This window comes from Demequina muriae (genome assembly GCF_030418295.1).
In the GTDB taxonomy this organism is placed as follows: Bacteria; Actinomycetota; Actinomycetes; order Actinomycetales; family Demequinaceae; genus Demequina; species Demequina muriae.
In genome coordinates, this window is record NZ_JAUHQA010000001.1 from 736,519 (window position 1) to 753,949 (window position 17,431).

The following is a 17,431-nucleotide window of genomic DNA, read 5'->3' on the forward strand; positions in this document are numbered from 1 at the left end:
CAGGCTAGCCGGGCACCGGTGACCTCGCCGACCGCAGTCGCAGTCAATGCCCCCGGCGCACCTGAGGCAGCACCAGCCAGCTCGCGCGCGTCCATTGCCCGTACGCGGGCTCCTTGGGCCCGGGGCCGAACAGCCGTGCCTCCGCGAGCGGCACGATGCGTCCGGAGCCGGGCTCATAGACCTGGAAACCGTGATCGGTGCGCCCGGTGAGCAGCACGACATGCCGCGGCACCACTGACGCCAGGCCCGCATCCGAGTCGCCGGACGTGTACAGCGGCACCGGGATCCCGTCTCGCAAGGCGGCCGATGCGTGCGCGACGGCGGCCGTCACGGCGCCGGCGTCGGAATCATCCAGCACGGCACCGCGAAATCTCACGCCCGCGAAGCGCGTCTCATCGTCGAGCCGCCACGGCGGCGTGCCCAGGGCGCGCGGCCACGGCGCGACCCACAGCCCTGTGCGGGTGGTCTGGTGATGCAGGACTCGCTGCAGGGCGTGCCAGCGCTCGTCAATGGTGCGCGCGCCGGGCCCGTCGAGCGTGACGGCGAGAACCTCGCGCGGGAGATAGTCCCCGAAGTGTCGACCCGTCATGAGCCACGCGGCCACGAGCGGATCGCCCATCATCAGCATCATCGCCATCACGGCGGCGCCGCACGTGGTCTCGTCCACCTGGGTCGCGCGCACTGCGCCGAACCGGACGTGACCGAGACCGGCACCCTGCGGCCGTCGAATGGCCTCCTGCGCGGTGCGGGGGAACGTGTCCCACGCGGCGGCGAATCCGGCCACCGCGGTGATGGGAGCGCCTGCCGCCACGGCGCGCTCGATGATCGTCGAGTCGTCCCCCAGCGTCACGCGGGCCGTGTCCAGGGCCTTCGCATCGGCGGCCGATGCGCTGGCTCGCCGTCGCGCATACGCGCGCGCGAACACGGTGTCCGTGTCCGGACCACCGCGCTGGGCACGCCCGGCGGCGTGCGCCGCCGAGTACGGCGTCGCCCAGCGTCCGCGCAGGCCGACAGTGGCCGCGAGGGACGCGGCCACCGACGTGGCTGTCCAGCCCACGCTCAGGTGGCCGTGCCGATGCGGTCGAGCACGATGGTCCTGTCGAACCCGCCGTCTGAGTACTCGGTGCCGTCCGAGATCTCGACGGCTCCCGCGCCGTCGCAGGCCTCGGTGAGCGCCGCCATGCCTCGCGGCATGCGTCCCTCGGTCTCGGTGTGCAGCGTCATGATGACGTCGCCCTTGGAGACCGTGTCTCCCAGGGTGCGGTGCAAGGTGACGCCGGCCGATGCCTGCACCGGGTCCTCCTTGCGGGCGCGCCCGGCGCCCAGGCGCCACGCGGCGACGCCCACACCGAGCGCGTCGAGGCGGGTGATGACGCCATCGGCCTCGGCACGCACCTCCTCGATGTGCGGCGCGGTCGGCATGACCGCGTCCGGGTCGCCTCCCTGCGCGGAGATCATCTGGCGCCACGCGTCCATCGCGCGACCGTCCTTCAGCGCCTCGGCAGGATCGACTCCGGTGACGCCGGCGCCCGCGAGCATCTCGCGCGCCAGCGCGATCGTGAGCTCGACGACGTCGGCAGGCCCGCCGCCGGCAAGCACCTCGACCGATTCGGTCACTTCGAGGCCATTGCCGATCGTGAGGCCCAGCGGCGTCGACATGTCGGTGATCAGCGCGGAGGTGAAGACCCCCGCATCGGTCCCCAGCTCGACCATGGTGCGTGCGAGCTCGCGTGCCTGCTCGATGTCCTTCATGAAGGCGCCCGAGCCGACCTTGACGTCGAGCACCAGGGTGCCCGTGCCTTCGGCGATCTTCTTGGACATGATCGAGGTGGCGATCAGCGGAATCGCCTCGACGGTGCCGGTCACGTCGCGCAGTGCGTACAGCTTCTTGTCGGCCGGCGCGAGTCCGGAGCCTGCGGCGCAGATCACGGCGCCGACGTCGCGCAGCTGACGGTGCATCTGCTCGTTGGAGAGCGAGGCCTGCCACCCGGGAATCGACTCGAGCTTGTCGAGGGTGCCTCCGGTGTGACCGAGCCCGCGGCCCGAGAGCTGCGGCACCGCGACGCCATACGCGGCCACCAGCGGGGCCAGCGGGAGGGTGATCTTGTCGCCCACGCCGCCGGTCGAGTGCTTGTCCGCGGTGGGCTTGCCCAGGTCGGAGAAGTCGAGCCGCTCGCCGGTGGCGATCATGGCGGCCGTCCAGCGCGCGATCTCCTCGCGGCTCATGCCACGCTGCAGGATCGCCATGGCCAGCGAGCTCATCTGCTCGTCGGCGACCACGCCCCGGGTGTAGGCGTCGACGACCCAGTCGATCTGGTCGTCGGTCAGGGTGCCTCCGTCGCGCTTGACGCGGATCACGTCGACGGCATCGTGTCGTTCAGTCATGACACCCTTCCCAGGTCGTCGGGCCCGAACGCGCCGGGCAGAAATTCGTTCATGGTCATGATGCCCTCGGCGGTGTCGACCAGCAGCGCGCGGCCCCCGTGCTCGAACAGCAGCTGGCGGCACCGGCCGCAGGGGGCGAGCAGGCTGCCGTGGGCGTCCACACAGGTGAACGCCACGAGCCGGCCGCCGGCGTAGTCCGTGTGGAGCTTGGAGACGAGCGCGCACTCGGCGCACAGCGTCAGGCCGTAGCTGGCGTTCTCCACGTTGGCGCCGACGACCACCTCGCCGGAGTCCGTGAGCGCAGCTGCGCCCACGGGAAAGTGCGAGTACGGCACGTAGGCACGCGCGGAGACCTCGCGTGCCGCCGCCCGCAGAGACTCCCAGTCGATGTCGGGCATGGCCCTCCTACTTCTTGTACGGCGTGCCCTCGGCGGCCGGGGGGCGCGCATGGCCCACGAGGCCGGCGACGGCGAGAATGGTCGCGAGGTACGGCGTCATCGCGAGGAACTGCGACGGGATGTCGGACCCGATGATGCCCAGTTGGACCCGCAGCGCGTCCGCGAATCCGAACAGCAGCGCGGCGGCGAGGGCACCCTTGGGGTTCCACCGGCCCAGGATCATGGCAGCAAGCGCGATATAGCCCTTGCCCGCCGTCATCTCCTTGCCGAATGCCAGTCCGGACGCCACCGTGAAGAAGGCACCGCCGAGACCGGCGACCGCGCCGCCGAGCACCGTGTTGCGGATGCGGGTCCTGTTCACCTTGATGCCCACGGTGTCCGCCGCCTTGGGGTGCTCGCCGACGGAGCGCACGCGCAGGCCCCAGCGGGACCGGAACAGCATGATCTGCAGGACGATCACGACGGCGTACATGATGTATACCAGCAGGTTCTGGTTGAACAGCACCGGGCCCAGCACGGGGATGCCCGAGAGGATCGGGATGTCGATCCGTGGCAGGCCGAGCGACTGGTTGAGGTTGGGATTGTCCGTCATGACCGTGCTGAAGAAGAAGCTCGTGAGCCCCACCACCAGCAGGTTGAGGACCACGCCGACGACGATCTGGTTGACCCAGTACTTGGTGGCGAAGATCGCCAGCAACAGACCCACCAGCGCTCCGGCGATGGGCGCCGCGATGAGACCGACGTAGGCGTTGCCTGCCATCGAGCCCACCAGCGCCGCCAGGAAGGCGCCTGCAAGCAGCTGACCCTCGATCGCGATGTTGATGATGCCCGAGCGCTCGCACAGCGTGCCGGCGAGCGCACCGAACACGAGCGGCACCGCCAGAAACAGCGCGCTCGTGAGCAGTCCGGTGAGCTGGATCGTGGTGTTGTCGCGGCCCGCGCCGGCCCACGTGAGCAGCGCGCCCATGACAGCCATGCCGAACACGATCGGCAGCCAGAGACCCACCTTGCGGTACTGGTTCGCGCGGAACGCGGTCCAGCCTGCGAGCAGGAGCGCGACGATCGAGAACGACACCGCCGCGAGCTTGGACGGAAGACCGAGGCCCGGGAGGGTCACGAAGTCGGAGTTGGTCGCGATGACGAAGTTCGTCTGCGAGCCGGCCTGCGTGGTCAGCCCGAAGATCAGCAGCGACAGCAGGGCGACGACGCCCAGGCCGATCGACGAGCGCCACGACTTGGTGCGCGGCATGGGCGCGGCGGGGCCCGCGGGCTGCTTCGGAGTAGGGGCTCCGACCAGGGTGGTGGTCATGCCGCCACCTCCTTCTCGTTGGCAGGTGCCGGCAGGCGGAAGATCGATCTCACGAGCGGCGGCGCCGCGATGAAGAGCACGATCAGCGCCTGGATGACGAACACGATGTCGACCGGGAGGCCTGCCTGCACCTGCAGGGTCGGGCCTGCGGCCTGGAGGCCGCCGAACAGGATCGCGGCCATCACGGTGCCGAGCGGGCGCGAGCGCCCGAGCAGCGCGACCGTGATCGCATCGAAGCCGAGCGAGCCAGCCGTCGCGGTCGTCAGCACGTGCTGAGTGCCGAGCACCTGCGCCGACCCCGCGAGCCCGGCGAGCGCGCCCGCGATCACCATGACGAAGATGTAGCTCTTCGACACGCTCATGCCAGCGGTCCGGGCCGCACGGGGGTTCGAGCCCGCGGCACGGAACTCGAAGCCGAGCGTCGAGCGCTCCATCAGCCACCACACGCCGAATGCGCAGGCGATCGCCAGCAGGAACCCGAGGTGAAGGTTGAACTGGCTCCCCAGGATCAGGGGGTACTGCGCGGTCTCGCTGACCACCGGCGAGATGGGGTTGTTGCTGTCGGGTCGCTGGAAGGACTCCAGCGTCAGCAGCCAGGCGACCAGGTTGAGGCCGATGTAGTTGAGCATGATCGTGACGATCACCTCGTGCGCGCCGGTGCGGGCCTTGAGGAAGCCGGGGATGAAGCCCCAGATCGCGCCGCCGATGACGCAGCCGATGACGGCGACCAGCAGGTGCAGTCCCCACGGCAGGTCCCAGGCGAAGCCGACGAACGCGCCGACGGCGGCGCCGATCAGGAGCTGTCCCTGGGCGCCGATGTTGAACAGTCCGGCGCGGAAGCCGATGCCGAGCCCGAGGCCCGCGAAGATCAGCGGAGTCGCCATGGTGAGCGTCTGCGTGAACGGGCGGATGAAGCCCACGAAGGTCTCAGACGAGGGGTTCACCACGGCACCTTCGAACATCGCCGCATACGCCGCCACGAGTGCTGCGCCCATGGCGGAGAACGTGTCTCCTGGCCGGGAGAAGAAGTACACCGCAGCCTCGCGAACGTCCTCGTCGGCGAACACCACCAGGAGTCCGCCGATCGCGAGAGACGCCACGACGGCCATCACGACCACGAGGGTCGAGCTCTCGAGAATCTCGCGCAGCACCCCCCTGGCGCGATCGTTGCCGGACCCGTCCTTGGGGTCGGCCGGCTTCTCGGTCACACTCGTGTCGCTCACGCGGCCTCCTCCTTGCCATGGGCTCCGGCCATCATGAGGCCGAGCGTGTCGCGGTCCGTGTCCGGAGCCACGATGTCGACGACCTTGCCGTGGTACATCACCGCGATGCGGTCTGCGAGCGCGTACACCTCGTCGAGCTCGGAGCTGACGATGATGACGGCGACGCCCTTGTCGCGCTCCTCAATGATGCGCTTGTGCACGAACTCGATCGATCCGACGTCGAGGCCTCGCGTGGGCTGGGACGCGATCAGCACCTTCAGGTCGCGCGCGAGTTCACGCGCCAGCACCACCTTCTGCTGGTTGCCGCCCGAGAGCGACCCGGTGAGCGCCTGCGTCGAGGTGGTGCGCACATCGAACTTCTCGACCTGCTCCTCGGCGTGCGTGCGCACGAACCTGGGGTCGATGGCACCGCGGCGCGAGTAGGGCTCACGGTCGTACAGGTCGAGGATCAGGTTGTTCTCGACGGTGAAGGCTGCGACCACGCCGTCCTCGGTGCGATCCTCGGGAACGAAGCCGATGCCTGCATCGAGGTTCTGGCGGATCGACCTGCCGGACAGGACGTTTCCGTCGAGGATGATCTGGCCGTCGGCGGTGGGGAGCAGTCCGAGGACCGCTTCGGCGAGCTCCGTCTGGCCATTGCCCTGGACGCCCGCGATGGCGAGGATCTCCCCTGCGCGGACCTCGAGCGACACATCGTCGACGTGCGTGACGCCGCTGGCCTCGTTGACCACCGTGACGTTCTCGATGCGCAGCACGGGCTCACCGGGATCGGCGGAGCCCTTGTCGACCGTCATCGACACGTCGCGTCCCACCATGAGCGACGCCAGCTCCTCCTGGGAGGCGCTTGGCTCGGCGGTGCCGACGACCTTGCCGCGCCGGATCACGGTGATGGTGTCGGCGACGGCCTTCACCTCGCGGAGCTTGTGGGTGATGAGCACGACGGCGGTGCCGGAGTTGCGCAGCTGGCGCACGATCTCGAGGAGCTCGTCCGTCTCCTGGGGCGTCAGCACGGCGGTCGGCTCATCAAGGATGAGCACCTCGGCATCGCGCGACAGCGCCTTGATGATCTCGACGCGCTGCTGCGCGCCGACGGAGAGGTCCTCGACCAGCGCATCGGGGTCGATGTCGAAGCCGAACCGGTCGGACAGCTCGCGCACCTTCGTGCGTGCGGCGTCGACGTCGAGCAGCTTCACGGGCCCCTTGACCTGCTCGTGTCCGAGCATGACGTTCTCGGCCACGGAGAACACCGGCACGAGCATGAAGTGCTGATGCACCATGCCGATTCCGGCCGCCATGGCGTCGCCGGGGCCCACGAACGTGACGGCCTTGTCGTCCATGAGGATCTCGCCGGCATCGGCGTCGTAGAGGCCGAACAGCACATTCATCAGCGTGGATTTGCCTGCACCGTTCTCGCCGAGGAGCGCGTGAATGGTGCCGGGCTCGACCACGAGGTCGATCGCATCGTTCGCGGTGAAGTCACCGAACTTCTTGGTGATCCCGCGGAGCTCAAGTTTCACGCCGTTGTCCTCCTCAGCCCTCGCCGCTGACGCGGCCGTTCAAGTCAAGCACGAGGGGCGTGCCGCGTCCACGCGGCACGCCCCTCGCCCTAGGTGGGGGAATCCTACCCCCAGAACTGCTGCTAGCCGGCCGTCGAAGGCTCGATCTCGCCGGCGATGATGCCCGCGCGGATCTCCTCGATGGCTGCCAGGGTCTCGTCGTCGACGGTGCCCTCGGCGAAGTCGGCGATGCCGACGCCCTCGTTCTCCAGCGTGCCCACGTACGGCTCGTTGGTGAAGCCGTCGATCGACGCCTCGATGGTGTCGTAGACCGCGTTGGAGATCTGCTTGAGCACCGACGTGAACATGATGTCCGCGTACTCAGGAGCAGACTCGGTCCAGTCGGAGTCCACGCCGATCATCCACGCGTCACCGGCGGACTGAATGGCGGATGCCGCACCCAGGCCCACGGGACCTGCGACGGGCATCACGATGTCCGCGCCCTGGTCCAGGAAGCCCTGGGTGATGTTCTGACCGGCAGGAGCGTCCTCGAAGTTGCCCACGAAGGAGCCCTCCGCGCCGTCCCAGCCGAGCACCGAGACGTCGCCGCCGGTCTCCTCGTTGAAGTGGTTGGCGCCCGCGAGGAAGCCGTCCATGAAGATCGACACGGTGGGGATGTTCACGCCACCGAAGGTGCCGAGGGTGCCGGTACCGCTGGCCGATGCGGCCGCGTAGCCGGCGAGGAACGCCGCCTCGTCGGTCTCGAAGAACAGCGGCTTGACGTTCTCGATGGGCTCTTCGTAGCCGAAGTCCACGATCGCGAAGTTGACGTCGGGGTTGGCGGCCGCGGCCTCGGAGGTCGCGTCACCCAGCAGGAAGCCGACGGTGATGATCAGGTCGCAGCCCTCGTCGACCTGGGCCTGAAGGTTGGGCCCATAGTCGCTCTCGGCGGTCGACTCGGCCTCAGCGGTCTCGATGCCGAGCTCCTCGCTCGCGCGCACCAGACCGTCATACGCGGACTCGTTGAACGAGGCGTCATCGAAGCCGCCCTGGTCGGAGACCATGCAGGCCTTGTAGTCGACGGTCTCGACGGGGGCCTCGGTGGCCGTGCCGCCCGCGGTCTCGGACGAGGTGGGCTCGTCCTCCGGCGCGGATGCGCACGCGGCCAGGACGAGTGCCGAGGCTGCCGCGATGGCGCCGAAGCGAATCGTGTTCTTCATGAGTGAATCCCTCACATTGTTCGTGCCTGTTGGGTACGCCAGGCTGGTGCGTTGATGACCATGCTACGCAGGAAATGTTTCGTAAACCGGTGCGCAGTGTTGCGACACGACAACGAATCGGTATCGATGACCCGAACGGACGCCCGGATCGAGCGCCAGCGCTTACACCTGGAAGGACACGTCCTTGACCCGCTGAGCGACCTCGCGCCGGGTCACCAGGATCGCCTCGTCCGTCTCGACCACGACCGCGTCGGGGATGCCGACCACTGCGACCCGCTTCGAGCCGCCGACGATGAGGGCGCCCGCGGAGTCCACCAACGACACCGCGGCATCGCGGCCGATGCGGATTGCGCCGTCCTCGCCAGGCGTCAGCAGCTCGGCGAGCGAGGCGAAATCGCCGACGTCGTGCCAGGCGAAGGGACCTGGCACCATGGCGACGCCGCCCTCGGCGGCGACGGGCTCTGCGATCGCGTGGTCGATGGCGATGCGGGTGAGGGTGGGCCATACGCGAGCGAGCACCTCTGCCCGCGACGGACCGTCCCAAGCCGCCGCGATCTCGCGCACGCCCGCCTCGAGCGTGGGCTGCAGTCGTGCGAGGTGGCCCAGCAGCACGGACGTCGACACCACGAACATGCCCGCGTTCCAGGACGAGCCACCCTCGGCGATGAACCGTTCCGCCGTCTCCGCGTCGGGCTTCTCGGTGAAGGCCTCGACTGCGAAGGATCCTGGCGCATCGGCCAACGGGGCGCCGGCACGGATGTAGCCGAATGCCGTGGACGGAGCCGTGGGCTCGATCCCGATGGTCACCACCCGACCGGTGCGCGCCGCCTCGACGGCCGTGCGCACCGTGTCCCGGAACGCCTGCGGCTCGGGGATCACGTGGTCAGCGGCGAACGACCCCATGATCCGCTCGCCCATGCGCTCCTCGATGAGCGCGGCCGCGAGCGCGATCGCAGCCATCGAGTCCCGAGGACTGGGCTCGGCGACGATGCGCTCGGCCGGAAGGTCCGGCAGCTGGGCGGCGACCGCATCGGCATGACGCTCGCCCGTCACCACATAGACGGCCTCGCTGAGCGGCGTCAGCCGCGCGATGGTGTCCTGGATCAGCGTGGTGCCCGTGCCCAGCAGGTCGATGAGGAACTTGGGCCGGTCGGGACGGGACAGCGGCCACAGCCGAGAGCCCACGCCTCCTGCAGGCACCACCGAGACGAGGTCGCGGACGGAGCTGTCGTGGCTGGCACCGAGCATCATGGTGACCACCTTAGAATGTGAGCACCGGAGAACCGCCACTCAAAGGAGATTCCGTGTCCCCCGCGCCCACCCTTTATCGCGGCCGAGAAGGCATGTGGATGTGGCTCGTGCACCGAACAACCGGTGTCGCGATCTTCTTCTTCCTGCTCATCCACGTGCTGGACACGTCTCTGGTGCGCGTCTCGCCCGAGGCCTACAACGAGGTCATCGGCGCGTACAAGACGCCCATCTACGGCCTGATCGAGGCCGGCCTGGTCGCCGCGATCGTGCTGCACGCCTTCAACGGCCTGCGGATCATCGCCGTCGACCGGTGGACCTGGGCGCTGCGCCATCAGCGCATGCTCGTGTGGGTGGTGTGGGGCATCTTCGTCGTGATGATGGCGGCGTTCCTGCCGCGCCACCTCGGCCACGTGTTCGGGGGCGCATGATGACTGCACCCGAGCTCACCGCACCCAAGAAGCCCATGAACCGCCGCACCGTCGGCAATGCCGAGAAGTGGGGCTGGATCTTCCAGCGCGCGTCCGGCGTGATCCTGATCGTGCTGATCTTCACCCACCTGTTCATCAATCTCATGACCGGCGACGGCGTGAACCAGATCGACTTCGCTTTCGTGGCCGGCAAGTGGGCCTCGCCGCTGTGGCAGTGGTGGGACTTCACCATGCTGGTGCTCGCGATGGTGCACGGCACCAACGGCATGCGGATGATCGTCAACGACTACGCCCGCCGCCCGTTCGTGCGGCAGACGCTGCAGTGGGCGCTGAACATCTCGATGGTGGTGATCATCGTGCTCGGCACGCTCGTGATCTTCACCTTCGACCCGTGCCCCACGGGCACGGACACTGAACTTCTGAACGTCGAGCTGTGCAGGGAGCTGGGAAGACTATGACCGAGCACGAATACGACGTCGTGATCGTCGGCGCCGGGGGCGCTGGCATGCGCGCCGCGCTGGAGAGCTCTCAGCGCGCCCGCACGGCGGTGCTGACCAAGCTGTACCCGACGCGCTCCCACACGGGCGCCGCACAGGGGGGCATGGCGGCGGCGCTCGCGAACGTCGAGGACGACAACGCCGAGTGGCACACGTTCGACACCATCAAGGGCGGCGACTACCTGGTCGACCAGGACGCCGCCGAGATCCTCTGCAACGAGGCGATCGACGCGGTCCTTGACCTCGAGAAGATGGGCCTGCCCTTCAACCGCACCACTGCGGGCAAGGTGGACCAGCGCCGCTTCGGCGGCCACACCCGCAACCACGGCGAAGCCGCCGTCCGCCGCGCATGCTACGCCGCTGACCGCACCGGCCACATGATCCTGCAGACGCTCTACCAGCAGTGCATCAAGCAGAACGTGGAGTTCTACAACGAGTTCTACGTCCTGGACATGATCCTCGACGGCGACCCGCAGACCGCGGCCGACGGCGAGGAGGTCTCCGTCGCAGGCGTCGTGGCCTACGAGCTGTCGACCGGTCAGATCCACACGTTCCGCGCCAAGTCCGTGGTGTTCGCCACCGGCGGCGCCGGCAAGGTCTTCAAGACCACCTCGAACGCCCACACGCTCACCGGCGACGGCATGGGCATCGCCCTGCGCGCGGGGCTCCCGCTCGAGGACATGGAGTTCTTCCAGTTCCACCCGACGGGCCTGGCCGGCCTGGGCATCCTGCTGTCCGAGGCCGCACGCGGCGAGGGCGGCATCCTCCGCAACTCGGAGGGCGAGCGCTTCATGGAGCGCTACGCCCCCACCATCAAGGATCTCGCCCCGCGCGACATGGTGGCGCGGGCGATGGCCAACGAGGTGCGCGAGGGGCGCGGCGCGGGCCCCAACAAGGACTACGTGCTGCTGGACCTGACCCATCTCGAGCCCAAGCACATCGACGAGAAGCTGCCCGACATCACCGAGTTCGCGCGCACCTACCTGGGCGTCGAGCCGTACACGGAGCCCGTGCCGGTCTTCCCCACGGCTCACTACGCGATGGGCGGCATCCCCACGAACGTGAACGCCGAGGTGCTGCGCAACAACACCGACGTCGTCAAGGGCCTGTACGCCGCGGGCGAGTGCGCCTGCGTGTCCGTTCACGGCGCCAACCGTCTGGGCACCAACTCGCTGCTGGACATCAACGTCTTCGGCAAGCGGGCCGGCATCGCCGCCGCGGAGTACGCGCTCACGGCCACGGCGCCCGAGCTGCCGGCCGATGCGCCCGCGTTCGTCACCGCGCTCGTCGCCCGGCTGCGGGAGACCGTGGGGGGCGAAGGCACGGAACGCGTCGCCCAGATCCGCAAGGAACTGCAGGAGACGATGGACATGAACGTCCAGGTGTTCCGCACGGAGGAGTCGCTGGCCGAGGCCGCCGAGGTGGTCCAAGACCTCAAGAAGCGTTACGAGTCGATCGCGATCCACGACCGCGGCCAGCGCTTCAACACCGACCTCCTCGAGGCGGTCGAACTGGGCTTCCTGCTCGAGTTGGCCGAGGTCGTGATCGCGGGCGCCAATGGCCGCAAGGAGAGCCGCGGCGGGCACTACCGCGAGGACTTCCCCACCAGAGACGACGAGAACTACCTCCACCACACCATGGCGTACGCGCGTCCCGAGGGCATCGATCTGCAATGGAAGCCCGTCGTGATCACCAAGTACCAGCCCATGGAACGTAAGTACTGAGCCGGGAGGCGCGACGATGACTGCCACTGCCGAGAAGACCGACTCCACCAGCGAGGTCGGCGCGATCCCGACGTTCACCGTGACGCTGAAGATCCTGCGCCACGACCCCGAGGGGCTCGACGGCCGCGAGGCCGGCAGCGAGTACTGGGAGGAGTTCACCGTCGAGTCGTTCGCGACCGACCGTGTGCTCGACGCGCTCCACACCATCAAGTGGGAGCAGGACGGCTCGCTCGCGTTCCGCCGCTCGTGCGCGCATGGCGTGTGCGGCTCCGACGCGATGCGCATCAACGCCAAGAACCGGCTCGCATGCAAGACCCTGCTGAAGGACCTCAATCCCTCGCGCCCGATCACGGTCGAGCCCATCAAGGGCCTGCCGGTGGAGAAGGACCTCATCGTGGACATGGAGCCGTTCTTCGCTTCCTACCGCGAGATCATGCCGTTCCTCATGACCACGGGCCCCACGCCCGAACGCGAGCGCCTGCAGTCCCCCGAGGAGCGCGCGCGGTTCGACGACACCACCAAGTGCATCATGTGCGCCGCGTGCACCACCGCGTGCCCGGTGTTCTGGACCGACGGCCAGTACTTCGGCCCGCAGGCCATCGTGGGCGCCCACCGGTTCATCTTCGACTCGCGCGACGAGGGCGAGTGGGACCGGCTCGAGGTGCTGAACGACAAGGCTGGCGTGTGGAAGTGCCGCACCGCGTTCAACTGCACCGAGGCATGCCCTCGCGGCATCGAGGTCACCAAGGCCATCTCCGAGGTGAAGAAGGCGCTGACCTCCGGCGAGGTGTAGCCGCCAGCTCCGGGCTAGTCCTTGCTCGCGCAGTCGAAGTCGAGGACGCCGCGGCCCTGGCCGCCGCACTCCCAGCCGAAGTCCTCGTACTCGGACCCGAACGGCGACTCGTAGTAGAGGTCGTCACACGCCGCCATGTCCCCGGCCTCGCACTGATCCCAGAGACCGTCGAGGAACGGGTCATCTCCGTAGGTGGCTTCGGAGCTGAACTCGTCTCCGACCTCGGTGCCGACCTCGTCCCAGAAGGTGCTTGCGCCCGCGATGCCCCAGGTGATCGCGCCGGACCAGATGATGGTCCCGATGAGGCCCAGGATCACGCCGGCCCACGCCATGCCGGTGCCCCGGCGCTGCCCGCCCGCTGTGCGGCGCAGCCCGATGGCGCCCAGCACGGTCGCGACGACTCCCAGACCGAGGACGCCCGTGACGAGCGCCGCGATCGAGGGGCCATCCGTGCCCGGGGCCGTCGCGGGAGCCGAGCCATACCCTGGGCCGCCCTGCGGCGCCGCCGCGTACTGCGGAGTGGTCGCGTACTGCGGCGCCGGCGAGTACTGCGGAGTGGACGGGGCCGCCGCGGAGAACCCAGGAGCGACCTGCGGCGCGGGCGCGTAGCCCGGAGCCGCGTACCCGCCGTCCGGGGCGGCGGGTGCCGCATCCGGCTGCCACTGGCCTCGCTGTGGCGGGGGCGAGGCGAAAGGGTCGTCGGTGCTCACGGCAGGTCCTCTCGTGGATGCCGGCGACGGCTGCGCCGGATGCTACGAGGGACGTTAGCGCATCGGGCCTAGGACGTGCGCACCGTGGACTTGCGCGTCGTGACGCCGCCGTGAGACTGGCGCGGCTGAGACTCGGCCATGTCGGACTCGATCTCAGGATCCACGCGCTGGACGTCGCGATTGGTGCCCAGCCATGCGGACGTGAGCAGCAGGATCCGGGCGATGAAGTCGACGAAGATCAGCAGGGACACGATCGCGATGGCCGAGCCGAGCACCGCGTTCTCGCTCAGCGAGCCCACCACGAGCGAGAACGCCTGACGCAGGATGCCGATGGCGACCGCGGCCGCGAAGAGCGCCCACAGCAGCGGCGTGCGCGGGCCCTTGTATCGTCCGAGCACCACGATCGCGAGCGCAGCGAACGCCATGTCGAGGAGGACGCCGATCGCGATGGCGGGGCCGCGAATGATCCCCTCCGAGATCCACTCCACCGAGAACCAGCCCGCCATGACCTCTGCGAACTGCGAGGCCACCACCTGGAGCACGAGTCCGAGCACCACCACGATGATCAGCGAGAACAGCGCGATGAAGTCACGGAGCTTGCCCTGCGCCGGCGGCGCCGCCTCCTTGCCGAGCATGGTCCTGACCCCCACGCGCATCCCGCGCAGGTACCGGGTGGCGGTGTTGAACAGGATGAGAAAGCTCACCACGCCGACCACGCCGGTCATGGGCTGCGGCTCGAGTTCGGCGGGGTTGACGAGTCCGCCGTCCCCATCGCCGACGATGCCGGGGATCGACTCGTCAAGGAAGGAGTAGAACCTCTCGTTCCACTCGGAGTTGCGGCTCACGAAGTAGCTCAGCAGCGTCACCGCGATCACGAGGGCGGCGGCAATCGATGTGAGCGAGAAGTACGCGATGCCGCCCGCGAGGATCATGCCGTTGCCGTCGTTCACGCGCTCGAGCATGCGGCCTGCATGGGTGCGCTCGAACCGCTCCTTGAGCGACTTCGCGCGCTTGACCCCGGCCTTGCCCTTGTCGACCATGCTCGCGTCCTCCGCCTCGCGGCGGTCCTGCTCGCGCCGGTACGCGGAGGTGTGCTGGAACGCGGAGTCTGCGGCGTGCTGGTGCGGCCCGTGGGCGGCGGCCTGCGCGGCGGATTCGGGCGATGCGGCCGATGCGCGGGCTGGGTCGTCCTGAGTCGCCCCGTGGTCCTCGCGTTCGGCCATCGCCCTACCTCCCGTGCATCGGGGCCAGCAGGCCCACCTTGTCGTACAGCCGCTCGAGGGTGGGGCGCGCGATGGCTGTCGCCCGCGCGGCGCCGTCCTCCAGCACTGAGTCCAACCTGTCGGGGGACTCGATCCATTCCATGGCGGCGTCGTGGAAGGGCGTGAGGAACTCCACGACCACGTCCGCGAGGTCGGACTTGAGGTGGCCGTACATCTTGCCCTCGTACTCCGCGACGAGCTGGTCGACGCTGCGACCGTCGATCGCGGAGTAGATGGTCAGGAGGTTCGACACGCCGGGCTTGGCCTCGCGGTCGAACGCGATCACGTCGCCCGTGTCGGTCACCGCGGACCTGATGTTCTTGGCGACCTTCTTGGGGTCGTCGAGGACCTCGATGGTGCCCTTGGGGCTCACCGCGGACTTCGACATCTTCTTGGTGGGCTCCTGCAGGTCGTAGATCTTCGCCGTCTCCTTGACGATGTGCGGCTCCGGCACCACCACGGTGCCCTCGCCGAACCTCGCGTTCAGCCGCTGAGCGAGGTCGCGCGACAGCTCGAGGTGCTGGCGCTGATCCTCGCCCACCGGCACCACGTTCGTGTCATACAGCAGGATGTCTGCGGCCATCAGCACGGGGTACGTGAAGAGGCCCACATTGGTCCCCGACTCGCCCACCTTCGCCGACTTGTCCTTGAACTGCGTCATGCGGCCCGCTTCCCCGAACCCGGTGAAGGTGCTCAGCAGCCACGCGAGCTCGGCGTGCTCGGGCACGTGGGACTGACAGAACACGATGGACCGGGTCGGGTCGACGCCGCCCGCGAGGAACTGCGCGGCCGTGCGCCGCGTCCGGGCACGCAGCACCGCAGGATCCGGGGCCACCGTGAGGGCATGCAGGTCGACCACGCCGTAGATCGCGTCGTGAGTGTCCTGCAGCTTCACCCAGTGGACGAGGGCACCGAGGTAGTTGCCGAGCTGGAGGGAGTCTGAGGTGGGCTGCATCGCCGAGAACACGCGGGGCTTCATAGGCCCATTGTTCCGTACCCGGGCGCCCGCTCCCAACCCCGTCCGCGCATCGGCCGCGCGAACCCAGGGGCTCAGGTGGCGTCGGCGTCGAAGGGGGCGGGCTGGCCCGCGACCAACGGCGCGGTCGGCGAGGGCGAGCGCACCGGCGCGGGAGCAGGCTCGTACAGCGCCTCGCGCACGATCCGGCGCGGGTCGTACTGACGCGGGTCGAGCTTCTCCCAGTCCACGTCGTCGCCGACCTCGGCCTTGAGCTGAGCGCGACCCTTGTCGACCACGTTCCGCACTCCCACGACCCACTCGCGCAGTTGGCGCGCGTACTCGGGCATGCGTTCGGGGCCGACCACCACGATGGCGATCAGAATGAGGACGAGGAGCTCGCCGCCGTTGATCCCGAACATGCGGCCTAGTCTTCCGGCTCTGGCTCCTGCTCGCCAGTCTCGTACTCCACGGCGGAGCTCGAGTCGAGCGTCACGACGATGTCCTCGGCGGAACCGCCGCGCTGCACGGTCAGCGTCACGTCGTCGCCCACGGCCTTGGCACGGATCTGGACCACGAGCTCGTCGACCTGCGTGATGGGACGCCCGTCGATCGCGGTGATGATGTCGCCTGCCTCGATGCCTGCGGCCTCGGCGGGACCACCCTCGACCACGCCGAACTCGTCGTCCACGACCTTGACGCCCTCGCCGGTGTAGCGCTGGTCGAGCTGAACGCCGATCACCGGGTAGGTCGCCACGCCGGTCTCGATGAGCTGCTCAGCGGTGCGCTGTGCCTGGTTGGACGGGATGGCGAAGCCCAGGCCCACGGAACCTGCGGTCCCGCCGGAGTTGGGCAGGGCGGCGATCGCGGAGTTGATGCCGATGACCTCGCCCTTCGAGTTGAGCAGCGGTCCGCCGGAGTTGCCGGGGTTGATGGCCGCGTCGGTCTGAATGGCGTCGATGAAGGCGGTGCCGTTGGCGTCGCCGGCCGTCACCGGGCGGTGCAGGGCGGACACGATGCCCGTGGTCACGGTGCCCTCGAGGCCCAGCGGCGAGCCGACGGCGATCGTGGCGTCGCCCACCACGACGTCGGAGGAGTCCGCGAAGACCATGGGCGTGAGCCCATCGGCGTCGACCTGCAGCACCGCGAGGTCGTAGTCGGCGGTCGCGCCCACGACCTCGGCGTCGAGCTCCGAGCCGTCGGACAGGATGACGGTCACGGACTCCGCGCCGTCCACCACGTGGTTGTTGGTGAGAACGTAGCCGTCCTCGCGGATCACGAATCCGGAACCGGTCGACTCGCCGGCGCCGCCCACGCTCGCCTCGATCGACACCACGGACGGCATCACCGAGGCGGCGACGGAAGCGACGGAGTCCGCAGCGCGCTCGACCGCCTCGCCGGAGGCGAGCTGCATGGTCGGCGTGGACGAGCCCCACTCGTCATAGGCCCACGCGCCACCGAATCCCGCGCCGGCGCCGATCACGAGCGCTCCGATCACGACACCGGTGACGGTGCGCTTGCGCAGACGACCCACGGGCGGCTTGGGCATGGGGGCCGCGGGCGGCGGCGCGTAGCCACGGTCGTCGTGCACCGGCTCCGAGGTGTACATGACGTCGTCGGCGCCAGGGGCGTACGGCGATCGCTCGGCTGCGGCGGGCGCGGTGCTGTCGCTCGTCTGCGATGCTGCCGGCGGTGTGGCCGTGGTCGACTCGGCCGCGACGTCGGAATCCTGCTCGGTCGGGGCGCCAGGAGGGGCGAAGCGGTGGTCAGTCATGGAAGC

General features: G+C 69.0%; 17 protein-coding genes. 4 read left to right on the forward strand and 13 right to left on the reverse strand.

Going from position 1 to position 17,431, the window contains the following annotated elements; translation table 11 throughout:
• Window positions 1–43: 43 nt before the first annotated feature.
• The 8 genes from QQX02_RS03380 to QQX02_RS03415 form a co-directional block, all read right to left on the reverse strand.
• A complete protein-coding gene (locus QQX02_RS03380; RefSeq protein ID WP_301141219.1) occupies window positions 44–1,057 on the reverse strand; it encodes a hypothetical protein in 1,014 nt (337 codons plus the stop codon).
• 2 nt (window positions 1,058–1,059) lie between these two features.
• Window positions 1,060–2,385, reverse strand: a complete 1,326-nt coding sequence (locus QQX02_RS03385; RefSeq protein WP_301141220.1) for a thymidine phosphorylase — start codon at window positions 2,383–2,385, stop codon at window positions 1,060–1,062.
• Window positions 2,382–2,783 (reverse strand): cytidine deaminase, encoded by a 402-nt coding sequence (locus QQX02_RS03390; protein ID WP_301141222.1) that lies wholly within the window; start codon window positions 2,781–2,783, stop codon window positions 2,382–2,384. The genes QQX02_RS03385 and QQX02_RS03390 overlap by 4 nt, the downstream gene beginning before the upstream one ends.
• 7 nt (window positions 2,784–2,790) lie before the next feature.
• Window positions 2,791–4,092: an ABC transporter permease gene (locus QQX02_RS03395; RefSeq protein WP_301141223.1), complete on the reverse strand. Its 1,302-nt coding sequence runs from the start codon at window positions 4,090–4,092 to the stop codon at window positions 2,791–2,793.
• On the reverse strand, window positions 4,089–5,315 hold the full coding sequence (locus tag QQX02_RS03400; protein ID WP_301141224.1) for an ABC transporter permease: 1,227 nt from the start codon (window positions 5,313–5,315) through the stop codon (window positions 4,089–4,091). The genes QQX02_RS03395 and QQX02_RS03400 overlap by 4 nt, the downstream gene beginning before the upstream one ends.
• Complete coding sequence (locus QQX02_RS03405; RefSeq protein ID WP_301141225.1) at window positions 5,312–6,832, reverse strand: ABC transporter ATP-binding protein; 1,521 nt, start codon at window positions 6,830–6,832, stop codon at window positions 5,312–5,314. The genes QQX02_RS03400 and QQX02_RS03405 overlap by 4 nt, the downstream gene beginning before the upstream one ends.
• A gap of 122 nt (window positions 6,833–6,954) precedes the next feature.
• A complete protein-coding gene (locus QQX02_RS03410) occupies window positions 6,955–8,031 on the reverse strand; it encodes a BMP family lipoprotein (protein WP_301141227.1) in 1,077 nt (358 codons plus the stop codon).
• Between the two features lie 162 nt (window positions 8,032–8,193).
• A complete protein-coding gene (locus QQX02_RS03415; protein ID WP_301141228.1) occupies window positions 8,194–9,282 on the reverse strand; it encodes a mannose-1-phosphate guanylyltransferase in 1,089 nt (362 codons plus the stop codon).
• A 53-nt stretch (window positions 9,283–9,335) separates the two neighbouring features.
• Between QQX02_RS03415 and sdhC the strand changes: the two genes are divergently transcribed.
• The 4 genes from sdhC to QQX02_RS03435 are packed head-to-tail and all read left to right on the forward strand — an operon-like array spanning window position 9,336 to window position 12,724.
• Complete coding sequence (gene sdhC / locus QQX02_RS03420) at window positions 9,336–9,710, forward strand: succinate dehydrogenase, cytochrome b556 subunit (protein ID WP_436968496.1); 375 nt, start codon at window positions 9,336–9,338, stop codon at window positions 9,708–9,710.
• Window positions 9,707–10,168 carry a succinate dehydrogenase, hydrophobic membrane anchor protein gene (gene sdhD, locus QQX02_RS03425; RefSeq protein ID WP_436968497.1) on the forward strand — a complete coding sequence of 154 codons (462 nt, stop codon included), beginning with the start codon at window positions 9,707–9,709 and terminating at the stop codon, window positions 10,166–10,168. Before sdhC ends, sdhD begins: the two co-directional genes overlap by 4 nt.
• Window positions 10,165–11,931: a succinate dehydrogenase flavoprotein subunit gene (sdhA, locus tag QQX02_RS03430; protein ID WP_301141230.1), complete on the forward strand. Its 1,767-nt coding sequence runs from the start codon at window positions 10,165–10,167 to the stop codon at window positions 11,929–11,931. The genes sdhD and sdhA overlap by 4 nt, the downstream gene beginning before the upstream one ends.
• Window positions 11,932–11,947: 16 nt before the next feature.
• On the forward strand, window positions 11,948–12,724 hold the full coding sequence (locus QQX02_RS03435) for a succinate dehydrogenase iron-sulfur subunit (RefSeq protein ID WP_301141231.1): 777 nt from the start codon (window positions 11,948–11,950) through the stop codon (window positions 12,722–12,724).
• Window positions 12,725–12,738: 14 nt separating this feature from the next.
• On the opposite strand, the gene QQX02_RS03440 is transcribed toward QQX02_RS03435, so the two are convergent.
• The 5 genes from QQX02_RS03440 to QQX02_RS03460 form a co-directional block, all read right to left on the reverse strand.
• On the reverse strand, window positions 12,739–13,434 hold the full coding sequence (locus QQX02_RS03440) for a DUF4190 domain-containing protein (protein WP_301141232.1): 696 nt from the start codon (window positions 13,432–13,434) through the stop codon (window positions 12,739–12,741).
• A gap of 68 nt (window positions 13,435–13,502) precedes the next feature.
• A complete protein-coding gene (locus QQX02_RS03445; protein ID WP_301141233.1) occupies window positions 13,503–14,657 on the reverse strand; it encodes a YihY/virulence factor BrkB family protein in 1,155 nt (384 codons plus the stop codon).
• Between the two features lie 4 nt (window positions 14,658–14,661).
• Complete coding sequence (gene trpS, locus QQX02_RS03450) at window positions 14,662–15,675, reverse strand: tryptophan--tRNA ligase (protein ID WP_301141234.1); 1,014 nt, start codon at window positions 15,673–15,675, stop codon at window positions 14,662–14,664.
• 71 nt (window positions 15,676–15,746) lie between these two features.
• A complete protein-coding gene (locus tag QQX02_RS03455) occupies window positions 15,747–16,073 on the reverse strand; it encodes a twin-arginine translocase TatA/TatE family subunit (RefSeq protein WP_301141235.1) in 327 nt (108 codons plus the stop codon).
• Between the two features lie 5 nt (window positions 16,074–16,078).
• Window positions 16,079–17,425 carry a S1C family serine protease gene (locus QQX02_RS03460; RefSeq protein WP_301141237.1) on the reverse strand — a complete coding sequence of 449 codons (1,347 nt, stop codon included), beginning with the start codon at window positions 17,423–17,425 and terminating at the stop codon, window positions 16,079–16,081.
• Window positions 17,426–17,431: the final 6 nt, after the last annotated feature.

Coding starts and splice junctions, on each gene's coding strand:
- QQX02_RS03395 (WP_301141223.1), bottom strand. CDS start 4,092: ATGACCACCACCCTGGTCGGAGCCCCTACTCCGAAGCAGCCCGCGGGC.
- QQX02_RS03445 (WP_301141233.1), bottom strand. CDS start 14,657: ATGGCCGAACGCGAGGACCACGGGGCGACTCAGGACGACCCAGCCCGC.
- sdhD (WP_436968497.1), top strand. CDS start 9,707: ATGATGACTGCACCCGAGCTCACCGCACCCAAGAAGCCCATGAACCGC.
- QQX02_RS03410 (WP_301141227.1), bottom strand. CDS start 8,031: ATGAAGAACACGATTCGCTTCGGCGCCATCGCGGCAGCCTCGGCACTC.
- QQX02_RS03390 (WP_301141222.1), bottom strand. CDS start 2,783: ATGCCCGACATCGACTGGGAGTCTCTGCGGGCGGCGGCACGCGAGGTC.
- QQX02_RS03385 (WP_301141220.1), bottom strand. CDS start 2,385: ATGACTGAACGACACGATGCCGTCGACGTGATCCGCGTCAAGCGCGAC.
- QQX02_RS03460 (WP_301141237.1), bottom strand. CDS start 17,425: ATGACTGACCACCGCTTCGCCCCTCCTGGCGCCCCGACCGAGCAGGAT.
- trpS (WP_301141234.1), bottom strand. CDS start 15,675: ATGAAGCCCCGCGTGTTCTCGGCGATGCAGCCCACCTCAGACTCCCTC.
- QQX02_RS03435 (WP_301141231.1), top strand. CDS start 11,948: ATGACTGCCACTGCCGAGAAGACCGACTCCACCAGCGAGGTCGGCGCG.
- QQX02_RS03415 (WP_301141228.1), bottom strand. CDS start 9,282: ATGATGCTCGGTGCCAGCCACGACAGCTCCGTCCGCGACCTCGTCTCG.
- sdhA (WP_301141230.1), top strand. CDS start 10,165: ATGACCGAGCACGAATACGACGTCGTGATCGTCGGCGCCGGGGGCGCT.
- QQX02_RS03455 (WP_301141235.1), bottom strand. CDS start 16,073: ATGTTCGGGATCAACGGCGGCGAGCTCCTCGTCCTCATTCTGATCGCC.